The organism is Pseudomonas sp. S8, from assembly GCF_050473925.1.
Taxonomy (GTDB): Bacteria; Pseudomonadota; Gammaproteobacteria; order Pseudomonadales; family Pseudomonadaceae; genus Aquipseudomonas; species Aquipseudomonas parakoreensis.
Genome location: NZ_JBFDVZ010000016.1, coordinates 5,829,743 through 5,843,057, shown reverse-complemented (window position 1 = coordinate 5,843,057; position 13,315 = coordinate 5,829,743). Strand labels below are relative to the sequence as shown.

At 60.6% G+C, this 13,315-nt stretch carries 9 protein-coding genes and 1 pseudogene; 9 read left to right on the top strand and 1 reads right to left on the bottom strand.

The window, feature by feature from the left end:
* Positions 1–14: 14 nt before the first annotated feature.
* The 3 genes and pseudogenes from AB1J88_RS27520 to AB1J88_RS27510 form a co-directional block, all read left to right on the top strand.
* Positions 15–1,322: pseudogene (locus AB1J88_RS27520) on the top strand (cache domain-containing protein); the annotation flags it as partial.
* A gap of 150 nt (positions 1,323–1,472) precedes the next feature.
* Complete coding sequence (locus tag AB1J88_RS27515; RefSeq protein ID WP_371260381.1) at positions 1,473–2,228, top strand: methyl-accepting chemotaxis protein; 756 nt, start codon at positions 1,473–1,475, stop codon at positions 2,226–2,228.
* A 188-nt stretch (positions 2,229–2,416) separates the two neighbouring features.
* Complete coding sequence (locus AB1J88_RS27510) at positions 2,417–3,763, top strand: CoA transferase (RefSeq protein WP_430292449.1); 1,347 nt, start codon at positions 2,417–2,419, stop codon at positions 3,761–3,763.
* Positions 3,764–3,920: 157 nt separating this feature from the next.
* Here the strand turns inward: AB1J88_RS27510 and arcD (AB1J88_RS27505) are convergent, their stop codons facing one another.
* Positions 3,921–5,348, bottom strand: a complete 1,428-nt coding sequence (arcD, locus tag AB1J88_RS27505; protein ID WP_430292448.1) for an arginine-ornithine antiporter — start codon at positions 5,346–5,348, stop codon at positions 3,921–3,923.
* Between the two features lie 590 nt (positions 5,349–5,938).
* On the opposite strand from arcD (AB1J88_RS27505), the gene arcD (AB1J88_RS27500) reads away from it, so the two are divergent.
* The 6 genes from arcD (AB1J88_RS27500) to AB1J88_RS27475 all read left to right on the top strand — a co-directional run bounded on the left by arcD (AB1J88_RS27500) (position 5,939) and on the right by AB1J88_RS27475 (position 12,934).
* Complete coding sequence (gene arcD, locus AB1J88_RS27500; protein ID WP_041068609.1) at positions 5,939–7,366, top strand: arginine-ornithine antiporter; 1,428 nt, start codon at positions 5,939–5,941, stop codon at positions 7,364–7,366.
* A 34-nt stretch (positions 7,367–7,400) separates the two neighbouring features.
* Positions 7,401–8,657: an arginine deiminase gene (gene arcA / locus AB1J88_RS27495; protein WP_041068607.1), complete on the top strand. Its 1,257-nt coding sequence runs from the start codon at positions 7,401–7,403 to the stop codon at positions 8,655–8,657.
* Between the two features lie 69 nt (positions 8,658–8,726).
* Entirely contained in the window at positions 8,727–9,737 is a 1,011-nt protein-coding gene (locus AB1J88_RS27490; RefSeq protein WP_003227481.1) for an ornithine carbamoyltransferase, read from the top strand.
* A gap of 177 nt (positions 9,738–9,914) precedes the next feature.
* Positions 9,915–10,844: a carbamate kinase gene (gene arcC / locus AB1J88_RS27485; RefSeq protein WP_115984261.1), complete on the top strand. Its 930-nt coding sequence runs from the start codon at positions 9,915–9,917 to the stop codon at positions 10,842–10,844.
* 63 nt (positions 10,845–10,907) lie between these two features.
* Positions 10,908–11,270: a DUF5064 family protein gene (locus AB1J88_RS27480; RefSeq protein WP_041068604.1), complete on the top strand. Its 363-nt coding sequence runs from the start codon at positions 10,908–10,910 to the stop codon at positions 11,268–11,270.
* 155 nt (positions 11,271–11,425) lie between these two features.
* A complete protein-coding gene (locus AB1J88_RS27475) occupies positions 11,426–12,934 on the top strand; it encodes a sigma-54-dependent transcriptional regulator (protein WP_430292445.1) in 1,509 nt (502 codons plus the stop codon).
* The last annotated feature ends 381 nt before the right edge of the window (positions 12,935–13,315 follow it).

The window sequence follows — 13,315 nt, the reverse complement described above, 5'->3', positions numbered from 1 at the left end:
CCGATGAGCAATGCATGGCGCTGAATGGATTTGGCGAACCGGGTAGTTCATCCCGTGGCCACCTGCTCATTCATTCACGAGATCGCCCCATGTTCGACTCTCTTTCCATTCGCCTGAAAATCGTCCTGCTCTCCGGTCTGTGTCTGCTCGGTGTGGTCGCACTGATCGTCGGCATGAACATTTACCAGACCAACCAGAACGACGATCTGGTCAGTGACTCCAGCAGCAAGATGCTCACCGCCAGTGTGCAAAACCTGTTGCAGGCCAAGGCAGCCGAGCAAGCGGTGCGGGTACAGAAAACCTTTGGCGAAAGCCTGACGGTGATCACTGCCCTGGCCGACCAGATCAAGGACATGCGGGTGATGGCCGCCAAGCGTTCGCTGGACGCCGGTGCCCTGCGTGAAGAGTTGAACCAGAGCCTGAAAACCGCGTTCGAGCGCAACGACAAGGTGCTCGGCATCTGGCTCGCTTTCGAACCCAACGGCCTCGACGGCAAGGACAGCGAGTTCGTCAACGATGCCGCGCGCCAGTCCAACGAAGCCGGGCGCTTTGCGACCTACTGGAGCCGCGCTGCCGGTTCCGCGCTGAACACGATCATGGTCGAAGAAGACATGACCAAGACCACCCTCAGCGTCAGCGGCACGCCGTACAACAGCTGGTACACCTGCCCTCGCGACAACAAGCGCACCTGCCTGCTCGACCCGTACGCCGACACCGTGGGCGGCAAGGAAATGTTGATGACCACCATTTCCGTGCCGCTGATCGTCGACGGCAAGGCCATCGGCGTGGCCGGCGTCGATATCGCCCTCGATGCCCTGCAAGCAGCGGCGGTGGACTCCCAGCGCGATCTGTTCAACAACGCCGGGCACATGCTGATCGTCTCCGGCAGCGGCGTACTCGGCGCCGACAGTTCCGACGCGACCAGGGTCGGCAAAAAAATCAGCGATACCCTCGGCGCCGACGGCAAGGACCTGCTGCAACTGGTCAGCAGCGGTACGCCGAAGATTCTTGAACAGGGCGAGCTGATTCGCGCGGTGTACCCGGTCGATCCGATTGGCAATTCGCGGGCCTGGGGCGTGGTCATCGACCTGCCGAAACAGGTGCTGCTGGCCGACTCGGTCAAGCTGCAAGCGGTGCTCGACGATGCGCAGAAAAGCGGTTTGGTCAGCGCGTTGCTGGTGGCCGTGGTCGCGGGTCTGATCGGTTTGCTGCTGATCTGGCTCACCGCCTCGGGCGTGACCCGGCCGATCAACAGTGTCGCTGAAATGCTGAAGAACATCGCCAGCGGTGAAGGCGATCTGACCCAGCGCCTGAACTACAGCAAGAAGGATGAACTGGGCGAACTGGTGAACTGGTTCAACCGCTTCCTCGACAAGCTGCAACCGACCATCGCCCAGATCAAACAGAGCATCACCGAAGCGCGTGGCACTGCAGATCAGTCCTCGGAAATCGCCCGCCAGACCAGCGAAGGCATGCAGGTGCAGTTCCGCGAAATCGATCAGGTCGCCACCGCGTCCAACGAAATGAGCGCCACCGCCCACGACGTCGCCAACAGCGCGTCGAACGCAGCAAACGCCGCCAAGGGCGCTGATCAGTCGGCCCGCGACGGCATGTCGATCATCGAACGCAGCACCCGCGACATCAATCAACTGGCCGACGAAGTCAGCAAAGCGGTGACCGAGGTCGAAGCATTGGCGGTCAACAGCGAACAGATCGGTTCGGTGCTGGAAGTGATCCGCAGCATCGCCGAACAAACCAACCTGCTGGCGCTCAACGCCGCCATCGAAGCGGCCCGCGCCGGGGAAAGCGGTCGTGGTTTCGCAGTAGTCGCCGACGAGGTGCGCAACCTGGCCAAGCGCACTCAGGATTCGGTGGAAGAAATCCGCATCGTCATCGAGCGCATCCAGACCGGCACCCGTGGCGTGGTCGCGACCATGCATTCGAGCCAGACCCAGGCACACAACAACGCCGGGCAGATCCGTCAGGCCGTGGACGCGCTGGGCAAAATCAGCGACGCGGTCACCGTGATCAGCGACATGAACCTGCAGATCGCCAGTGCCGCCGAACAACAGAGCGCCGTGGCCGAAGAGGTCAACCGCAACGTCTCGGCGATTCGCACCGTGACTGAAACGCTGACCGAGCAGGCGACTGAATCAGCGGCGATCAGCAGTCAGTTGAATGCCCTGGCGAGCCAGCAGATGAAGCTGATGGACCAGTTCCGCGTCTGATAATCACCACCGTCCCTGTGGGAGCTGGCTTGCCAGCGATTGCGGTGTGTCAGTCACTCATGTACTGACTGATCCACCGTCATCGCTGGCAAGCCAGCTCCCACAGGGGGCAGCGTGGGTTGTCCGGAATTTCATCTGGCCCGAGATTCTTTTGCACTATCATCGCCCTCTCTCCCGGAGGGCCTTCGATGACTGATCTACTCACGTCCATTCAAGCCGCACTCGGCTTGCCCCACACGCCGATTCCGTTCACGGGCCATGGCGCCCTGCCCTCGGCATTCGCCGTGACCGACCTGGCCTGCGCCAGCATCGGCGCTGCCGGGCAGGCCGTCAGCGAACTGCTCCGGCAACAGACCGGGCACTTGCCCGCGGTGGAAGTCGATCGACGTCTGGCCTCGTTCTGGTTCGCCACTTCGCTGCGTCCGATGGGCTGGAACGCTCCGCCGCTGTGGGATCCGGTGGCCGGTGACTACGCAACCGAGGACGGCTGGATCCGCCTGCACACCAACGCCCCGCATCACCGCGCCGCCGCCGAACGCGTACTGGGCACCTGCGCCGACCGTGCCGCCATGGCAGCGAACGTCGCGCAATGGCGCAGTGCCGATCTGGAACAAGCAGTCGTCGACGCCAACGGCTGCGCCGCCGAAATGCGCAGTTGGGCGCAGTGGCAGCAGCATCCGCAGGGGGTGGCAGTGAGTGCCGAACCGCTGGTGCATTTCCTCGATGCGCAGGATGAACACACCAACGCCTGGCAAGGCTCGGCAGCGCGGCCGCTGGCCGGCCTCAAGGTGCTGGACCTGACCCGCGTGCTTGCCGGCCCCACTGCCAGCCGTTTCCTTGCCGGTCTCGGCGCCAATGTGCTGCGCATCGATCCGCCGACCTGGAACGAACCGGGCGTTATCCCGGACATGACCCTTGGCAAACGCTGCGCGCGGCTGGATCTGCAGCAACCGGCAGATCGCGTGGTGTTTGAAAACCTGCTGAAGGACGCCGACATCCTCGTGCACGGCTACCGTGCCGACGCGCTGGAACACCTCGGCTTCGGCTCCGAGCGCCGGCGGCAACTGGCGCCGGGGCTGATCGACGTCTGCCTCAACGCCTACGGCTGGAGCGGCCCGTGGCAGTACCGCCGTGGCTTCGACAGCCTGGTGCAGATGAGCAGCGGCATTGCCGAGGCCGGGCAACGCTGGAAGCACGCGGACCAACCGACGCCGTTGCCGGTGCAGGCGCTGGACCATGCAACAGGGTATTTGATGGCGGCGAGTGCGATCCGGCTGTTGACGCAACGTTTGAAGACGGGTCGAGGTGGCTCGGCACGCTTGTCGCTGGCGCGCACCGCCAAGCTGTTGATCGAACAGGGGCCGGGGTCGAGCGAAGCGTTGCGGGCTGAAGATGCGCAGGATCAAAACCCGCTTCTGGAACAAACACCTTGGGGGCCTGCGCACCGCTTGCTGGTACCGGTGAATATCAGCGGGACGCCGCTGCAATGGCAGTTGCCGGCCACAGAGTTGGGTTCACACCGCCCGCTGTGGTGAAACCATGGAGGCCTCTTCGCTGGCAAGCCAGCTCCCACAGGTTCAGGGATGTTCACAAACCCTGTGCTCGACACGGACACTGTGGGAGCTGGCTTGCCAGCGATGTGGCAACAACTGACAACACATAATCCGGGTCACCGAAAGGCGAGCGTCAACCTCACAACGACAACACCCCGCTGTACAACCCATATGCCGCCAACCCCGCACCAATGACCACGCCGGTGAAAATCACCTTCTCGACATGAGTGAACAATGGCTCGCCCTGCTCATGCTTGGCCTTGGCGAACAGCACCACACCTGGCGCATACAGCAGCGCCGACAGCAGCAGGTATTTCACCCCGCCGGCATACAACAGCCACACCGCGTAGCACAGCGCTATGCCGCCGATCAGCAGGTCCTTGGTGCGCTCGGCCGAGGCATGTTCATAGGTTTCGCCACGCCCGCTGAGCAACACCGCGTACGCCGCCGACCACAGGTACGGCACCAGAATCATTGACGAGGCGAGGTAGATCAGGCTGGTGTAGGTGCCGGCGGAAAACAGCGTGATCAGCAGGAAAATCTGAATCATCACGTTGGTCAGCCACAGCGCATTGACCGGCACGTGGTTGGCGTTTTCCTTTTTCAGAAACGCGGGCATGGTCTTGTCCCGCGCCGTGGCAAACAGGATTTCGGCGCACAACAACGCCCACGACAGCAACGCGCCGAGCAGCGACACCGCCAGCCCAAGGCTGATCAACAACGCGCCCCATGGCCCGACGATGTGTTCCAGCACCGCCGCCAGCGACGGGTTTTGCAGGGTCGCCAATTCTGGCTGGCTCATGATCCCCAGCGACAGCACGTTGACCAGCACCAGCAGCGCCAGCACGCCGAGAAAACCGATTACCGTGGCGCGGCCGACATCGGTGCGTTTCTCCGCCCGTGCCGAGTACACGCTGGCGCCCTCGATGCCGATGAACACGAACACCGTCACCAGCATCATGTTGCGCACCTGATCCATCACCCCGCCGAAGCTCGGGTTGCTTCGGCCCCAGATGTCGCGGGTGAAGATATCGGCCTTGAACGCCACCGCCGCAATCACGATGAACATGATCAGCGGCACGATCTTGGCGACCGTGGTCACCTGATTGATGAAGGCCGCCTCCTTAATCCCGCGCATCACCAGAAAATGCACGGCCCACAACAGCACCGACGCACAGCCGATGGCGACCGGCGTGTTGCCCTGGCCAAACACCGGGAAGAAGTAACCGAGCGTGCTGAACAGCAACACGAAATAACCGACGTTGCCCAGCCAGGCGCTGATCCAGTAACCCCAGGCGGACGAGAAACCCATGTAGTCGCCAAACCCGGCCTTGGCGTAGGCGTAGACGCCGGAGTCCAGCTCAGGCTTGCGGTTGGCGAGGGTCTGGAACACGAACGCCAGGGTCAGCATGCCGATGGCGGTGATTCCCCAGCCAATCAGGATCGCCCCGGCATCGGCGCGCGCCGCCATGTTCTGCGGCAGGGAAAAAATTCCCCCGCCAATCATCGAACCTACAACCAGGGCGATCAACGCACCAAGGCGCAGCTTTTGCGTCGGTTGCGACATTCTTGTCTCCCTTTTCCTGACAACGGTTCTCGAAACCTGTTTATACCTGTAGCGAGGGGATTTATCCCCGATGGGTGGCATAGCCGCCCCAAAACCTGAGAACTCGTTCTGCCTGATACACCGCGCTGAATGGATCTGGGGCGGCTACGCCACCCATCGGGGATAAATCCCCTCGCCACAAGGTGTGTCTATTTCTGAGTATTAACTAAACGGATAAAGCGTAAGTACGTTCTGTGAATAACGCCAATACCGCTCTTATATATAGCCAACAACGCTAACGCATAGCACGACTAATCGCTTTTGTGCGCGAATCCTGATTATTCGATTCTGTACTGAAAACAGATGTGAAAAATTTGCCAAAAGCTGAAAACCAACTAGCGTGATAATTCCAAAGTAATAGGAGAAATTCCCAACCACATCTGCCGCAAGCCTCTGGAATGGGCCTCTTCGGGCAGCAGCTTTATGCCATCAGCCTTTTCATAAGTCATTCATTAACAATGGAATGTGGCCATGAACTGATCTAAGTCAGCTGTTTGAACAGACAACGGCACTACGCTGTGAACTCTTCTCTCCTGCAATGGAGTCATGCAATGTCTGAAGCTCCCGGAAAACTACGACTCGGTGCACTGGTTGCATTGGTAGTCGGTTCAATGATCGGTGGCGGGATATTCTCTTTGCCACAAAACATGGCCGCCAGCGCCGACGTCGGTGCAGTGCTGATCGGTTGGGCCATCACCGCTGTCGGCATGCTCACCCTCGCTTTTGTCTTTCAAACCCTCGCCAATCGCAAGCCTGACCTGGACGGCGGCGTCTACGCCTACGCCAAGGCCGGATTCGGCGATTACATGGGTTTCTCGTCCGCCTGGGGCTACTGGATCAGCGCCTGGCTGGGTAACGTCGGTTACTTTGTTCTGTTGTTCAGTACCCTCGGGTATTTCTTTCCGGTTTTCGGCGAAGGCAACACGGTGGCCGCCGTGATCGGCGCCTCGGTGCTGCTGTGGGCCGTGCATTTCCTGGTGCTGCGCGGAATCAAGGAAGCGGCGTTCATCAACCTCGTGACCACCGTCGCCAAGGTCGTACCGCTGCTGCTGTTCGTCCTGATCGCGGTCTTCGCCTTCAAACTGGACATCTTCACCGCTGACATCTGGGGCGTGAAAAACCCGGATCTGGGCAGCGTGATGAACCAGGTGCGCAACATGATGCTGGTCACCGTGTGGGTGTTCATCGGCATTGAAGGCGCGAGCATCTTCTCGGCCCGGGCGGAAAAACGCTCCGACGTCGGCAAGGCCACCGTGATCGGTTTCATCACCGTGCTGCTGTTCCTGGTGCTGGTCAACGTGCTGTCGCTGGGCATCATGACCCAACCGGAACTGGCCAAACTGCAGAACCCGTCGATGGCTGCCGTGCTCGAGCACGTGGTCGGTCACTGGGGCGCGGTGCTGATCAGTGTCGGTCTGATCATCTCGCTGCTGGGCGCGCTGCTGTCGTGGGTGCTGCTGTGTGCGGAGATCATGTTCGCCGCCGCCAAAGACCACACCATGCCGGAGTTCCTGCGCAAGGAGAACGCCAACCACGTACCGGTCAACGCGTTGTGGCTGACCAACGCGATGGTTCAGTTGTTCCTGATCATCACCCTGTTTTCGGCCAGCACTTACCTGTCGCTGATCTACCTCGCCACTTCGATGATTCTGGTGCCGTACCTGTGGTCGGCGGCCTACGCCCTGCTGCTCGCGGTACGCGGCGAAACCTACGAAGGCTTCGCCGCCGAGCGGCGCAAGGACCTGATCATCGGTGGTATCGCCCTGATCTACGCGGTCTGGCTGCTGTATGCCGGTGGGGTGAAGTACCTGCTGCTCTCAGCCCTGCTGTATGCCCCCGGCGCGATCCTGTTCGCCAAGGCCAAGCTCGAACTCAAACAAGCGGTTTTCACCAACGTCGAGAAGCTGATTTTCGCCGCGGTGGTCGTCGGTGCCCTGGTGGCAGCCTACGGTCTCTACGACGGCTTCCTGACCCTGTAATTGCCCAAGTTTTTACCTCTGGAGGATCACTGCAATGACCACGGAAAAAGTTAAGTACGGCGTCCATTCCGAAGCCGGCAAACTGCGCAAAGTCATGGTTTGCTCCCCAGGTCTGGCCCACCAGCGGCTGACCCCGAACAACTGCGACGAACTGCTGTTTGACGACGTGCTGTGGGTCGCCCAGGCCAAGCGCGACCACTTCGACTTCGTGACCAAAATGCGTGAACGCGGGATCGACGTGCTGGAAATGCACAACCTGCTGACCGACATCGTCGCCATCCCGGAAGCACTGGACTGGATCCTCGAGCGCAAGGTCACTGCCGACTCGGTGGGCCTGGGCCTGATCAGCGAAGTCAAATCCTGGCTGAAAAGCCTTGAGCCACGGCACATCGCCGAATTCCTGATCGGTGGCGTGTCCGCCGACGATCTGCCGGACAGCTTTGGTGGCAAGACCATCCAGATGTTCCGCGACTTCCTCGGCCACTCCAGCTTTATCCTGCCGCCGCTGCCGAACACCCAGTTCACCCGCGACACCACTTGCTGGATCTACGGTGGCGTGACACTGAACCCGATGTACTGGCCGGCGCGTCGTCAGGAAACCCTGCTGACCACCGCCATCTACAAATTCCACCCGCAGTTCACCAATGCCGATTTCGAGATCTGGTACGGCGATCCGGACAAGGATCACGGCAGCTCGACGCTGGAAGGCGGCGACGTGATGCCGATCGGTAACGGCGTGGTGTTGATCGGCATGGGCGAACGCTCATCCCGACAGGCCATCGGCCAACTGGCGCTGAACCTGTTCAAGAACAAAGCGGTGGAGAAAGTCATCGTCGCCGGCCTGCCGAAGTCCCGCGCCGCGATGCACCTGGACACCGTGTTCAGTTTCTGCGACCGCGACCTGGTGACGATTTTCCCGGAAGTGGTGAACCAGATCGTCGCGTTCACCCTGCGCCCTGACGAAAGCAAACAGGGCGGCATCGACATCCGCCGCGAAGAAGGCAGCTTCCTCGACACCGTAGCCAAAGCCCTCAACCTATCGAAGCTGCGCGTGGTGGAAACCGGCGGCAACAGCTTCGCTGCCGAACGCGAGCAATGGGACGACGGCAACAACGTGGTCGCGGTAGAACCGGGCGTGGTCATCGGCTACGACCGCAACACCTACACCAACACCCTGCTGCGCAAGGCAGGCGTCGAAGTCATCACCATCAGCGCCGGCGAACTCGGCCGTGGTCGCGGCGGCGGCCACTGCATGACCTGCCCGATCATCCGCGACCCAATCGATTACTAAACGACCATCTCCCCGGCCGCACTCACCCTGTAGCGGCCGGGCCGATTACCGAATCCAAGGAGAATCATCATGGCGTTCAACATCCACAACCGTAACCTGCTCAGCCTGGAACACCACACCCCGCGCGAGCTGCGTTATCTGCTCGACCTGTCCCGCGACCTGAAACGCGCGAAATACACCGGCACCGAGCAGCAACACCTCAAGGGCAACAACATCGCCCTGATCTTCGAAAAAACCTCGACCCGCACCCGTTGCGCGTTCGAAGTGGCGGCCTATGACCAAGGCGCCAATGTCACCTACATTGACCCGAACTCATCGCAGATCGGCCACAAGGAAAGCATGAAAGACACGGCCCGCGTGCTGGGTCGCATGTACGACGCCATCGAGTACCGTGGCTTCAAACAGGAAATTGTCGAAGAGCTGGCGAAGTTCGCCGGGGTGCCGGTGTTCAACGGCCTGACCGATGAATATCACCCAACGCAGATGATCGCCGACGTGTTGACCATGCGTGAACACGCCGACAAGCCGATCCACGAAATCAGCTACGCCTACCTCGGCGATGCGCGCAACAACATGGGCAATTCGCTGCTGCTGGTCGGTGCCAAACTCGGCATGGACGTGCGCATCTGCGCGCCAAAAGCCCTGTGGCCGCATGACGATCTGGTGGATCGCTGCAAGAAATACGCGGAAGAATCCGGTGCACGCATCACCCTCACCGAAGACCCGAAAGCGGCGGTCAAAGGCGTCGACTTCATCCACACCGACGTCTGGGTGTCGATGGGCGAACCGGTTGAAGCCTGGGCCGAGCGTATCCAGCAACTGCTGCCGTATCAGGTCAATAAAGAGCTGATGAAAGCCACCGGCAACCCACGCACCAAGTTCATGCACTGCCTGCCGGCGTTCCACAACAGCGATACCAAAGTCGGCAAACAGATCGCCGAACAGTACCCGCACCTGGCCAACGGCATCGAAGTGACCGACGACGTGTTCGAGTCGCCCGCCTGCATCGCCTTCGAGCAAGCGGAAAACCGCATGCACACGATCAAGGCGATTCTGGTCTCGACCCTGGCTGATCTGTAAACCAATACAGCTCTCACTGACACGACACGGTCACTGTGGGAGCTGGCTTGCCAGCGATAGCGGTGTGTCAGCCAGCGACAATGTTGCCTGATCCACCGCCATCGCGGGCAAGCCCGGCTCCCACAGGGACCGCATTCGTCCTGCGAGCTTTCACTGTTTTCCAGAAGGACATGCACCATGCGCATCGTCGTAGCTCTGGGCGGTAACGCCCTGCTCCGCCGTGGCGAGCCGATGACCGCTGACAACCAGCGCGCCAACATCCGCATCGCCACCGAGCAAATCGCCAAGATCCATCCTGGCAACCAACTGGTCATCGCCCATGGCAATGGCCCGCAAGTCGGCCTGCTGTCGCTGCAAGCGGCGGCGTACACCTCCGTCACCCCTTACCCGCTGGACGTGCTCGGTGCCGAAACCGAAGGCATGATCGGCTACATCATCGAACAGGAACTGGGCAACCTGCTGGACTTCGAGGTGCCGTTCGCCACCCTGTTGACCCAGGTCGAGGTCGACGCCAAGGACCCGGCCTTCCAGAACCCGAGCAAACCGATCGGCCCGGTCTACGAGAAAGCCGAAGCAGAAAAGCTCGCCGCTGAAAAAGGCTGGGCCATCGCCCCGGACGGTGACAAATTCCGCCGCGTGGTGGCCAGCCCTCGGCCAAAACGCATCTTCGAAATCCGTCCGATCAAGTGGCTGCTGGACAAGGGCAGCATCGTGATTTGCGCCGGTGGCGGCGGCATTCCGACGATGTACGACGAGCACCGTAACCTCAAGGGCATCGAGGCGGTGATCGACAAGGATCTGTGCTCGTCGCTGCTGGCCGAGCAACTGGAGGCCGATTTGCTGGTGATCGCCACGGACGTCAACGCGGCATTCATCGATTACGGCAAGCCAACCCAGAAAGCCATCGCCGAAGCGCACCCGGACGAACTGGAACGCCTCGGTTTTGCCGCCGGTTCCATGGGGCCGAAGGTACAGGCAGCTTGCGAGTTCGCGCGCCATACTGGCAAGGTCGCGGTGATCGGTTCGCTGGCGGACATCGAAGCCATCGTTCAAGGCACCGCCGGAACCCGTGTCAGCACCGCGAAGCCGGGCATCAGCTATCGATAATCAGAAACTCCGGGGGCAGGCCCAGGGCCTGCCCTTCTCCCATGCCTTGAGAAGGAGAAACCCATGGCCATATTCAACCCCGGTCATTTGCACATCGAGCGACATGCGTTGACGCCAGATGACGTCAGTTACGACTTGTGCCTCGACTATGAAGTGTTCACCGATCCGCAAAAAGGCAAAGGGATACAGTTCACCCTGCACGGCAATATGCAGGGCAAGGACATGAAGGAAGCGTTTTTCCTGCCCAAGGAAGAGGCTTACAACTTCGCCCGCGACGTGACCCGGATTGCCGAGAAGTACGGGATTCCAAAGGCTCACAGCCAGATCGGCTCGGTGCACAAGCATTACGACCTGATGTTTGAGGACATTCGGCAGAAGTTGAATATGCAATCCGGAGATCCGGTCAATCCCGAGCATTTCGAGTAACCCCAGGTTCAAAGATCGCAGCCTTCGGCAGCTCCTACATTGATCGCTTTTCTGTAGGAGCTGCCGAAGGCTGCGATCTTTTGATCTGATTTCACCATTGCCCCGCCCCAAGGCATACTTGCCCCCCTCCGCATTCCAGAACACTGAACCGCCCCATGCGTATCCACGTCAGCTTCATCGACCGCGTCGGCATCACCCAGGAAGTCCTGGCGATCCTCGGTGGACGCAATCTCAATCTGGATGCGGTGGAGATGATTCCGCCCAACGTCTACATCGACGCCCCGACCTTGAGCCCGCAAGTGCTCGAAGAACTCAAAGATGCGCTGTTTCGGGTGCGCGGTGTCGAAGCGGTCACGGTGGTCGACATCCTCCCCGGCCAGCGTCGGCACCTGCAGCTCGATGCATTGCTCGCGGCGATGACCGATCCGGTGCTCGCCCTCGACAGCGCCGGGAAAGTGCTGCTGGCCAACCCGGCACTGATCGCGCTGTACGGACGCGAACCGGCGGGTGAAAGCGTCTCTGAACTGTTCAACGATCCGGGACTGCTGGACGCCCTGCTCGAACAAGGCTTCCGTCTGCCGCTGCGCGAGATCACCGTCAACGGCCAGACCCTGTTGCTCGACGCCACGCCGATCACCGACGCCGGCGCGCTACTGACCCTGTATCAACCGAACCGTATCGGCGAACAACTCTCGGCGCTGCACCACGACCATGCCGAAGGTTTCGATGCGCTGCTCGGCGAATCCCCGGCGATCCGCACCCTCAAGGCCCGCGCGCAACGGGTCGCCGCCCTTGATGCGCCGCTGCTGATTCAGGGCGAAACCGGCACCGGCAAAGAGCTGGTGGCCCGCGCCTGCCATGCGATCAGTACGCGACACAGTGCGCCGTTCCTCGCCCTGAACTGCGCGGCCCTGCCGGAGAACCTCGCCGAGAGCGAACTGTTCGGCTATGCCCCCGGCGCCTTCACCGGCGCGCAACGTGGCGGCAAACCGGGGCTGATGGAGCTGGCGAACCAGGGCACAGTGTTTCTCGACGAAATCGGCGAGATGTCGCCGTACTTGCAGGCCAAACTGCTGCGTTTTCTCAACGACGGCAGCTTCCGCCGGGTGGGTGGCGATCGCGAGGTGAAGGTCAACGTGCGGATCCTCAGCGCGACCCACCGTGATCTGGAAAAAATGGTCAGCGAAGGTCTGTTCCGCGAAGACCTGTTCTATCGCCTCAACGTGCTCAACGTCGAAGTGCCGCCGCTGCGAGAGCGTGGTCAGGACATTCTGTTGCTGGCGCGTTACTTCATGCAGCAGGCCTGTGCGCAGATTCAGCGGCCGGTCTGTCGCCTCGCGCCCGGTACCTATCCGGCACTGCTCGGTAATCGTTGGCCGGGTAACGTGCGGCAGTTGCAGAACGTGATCTTCCGCGCCGCGGCGATCTGCGAAAGCAGCCTGGTCGACATCGGCGACCTCGACATCGCCGGCACCTCGGTGGCGCGGCAGACCGACAGCGACGTCGACAGCCTCGAACAAGCCGTCGAATCCTTCGAAAAATCGCTGCTGGAAAAACTCTACGTCAGCTACCCCTCGACCCGCCAACTGGCCAGCCGCCTGCAGACCTCGCACACCGCGATTGCCCATCGCCTGCGCAAGTACGGCATTCCGGGCAAGTCTTAAATTCACCCTAACCCCTGTAGGAGCTGCCGAAGGCTGCGATCTTTTGATCTTGATCTTAAAAAAACAAAATCAAAAGATCGCAGCCTTCGGCAGCTCCTACAGTCCGGGTTTCCAGTTCAAAATTTGTATTTTTCTACTTGAAAACGACCTCCATCTGTACTGAAAGCGCTACAGCGGAACGATATCGCTACACCCACCTACAGCGACCGCTGTGCAAGGCTTTGATCCGCTTCAGCTTTTCTCCCCGCCCTGAACTGTAGCGATTTCGCTACAGCCATCCCTTCACCAGGCTCACAGATAACCAATAAGTCATTGTTTTATATAGATAAATCCAAGATGGCCGCGTTCTTGCTAAGTAACCGCTCATAAAATCAGGGCTTT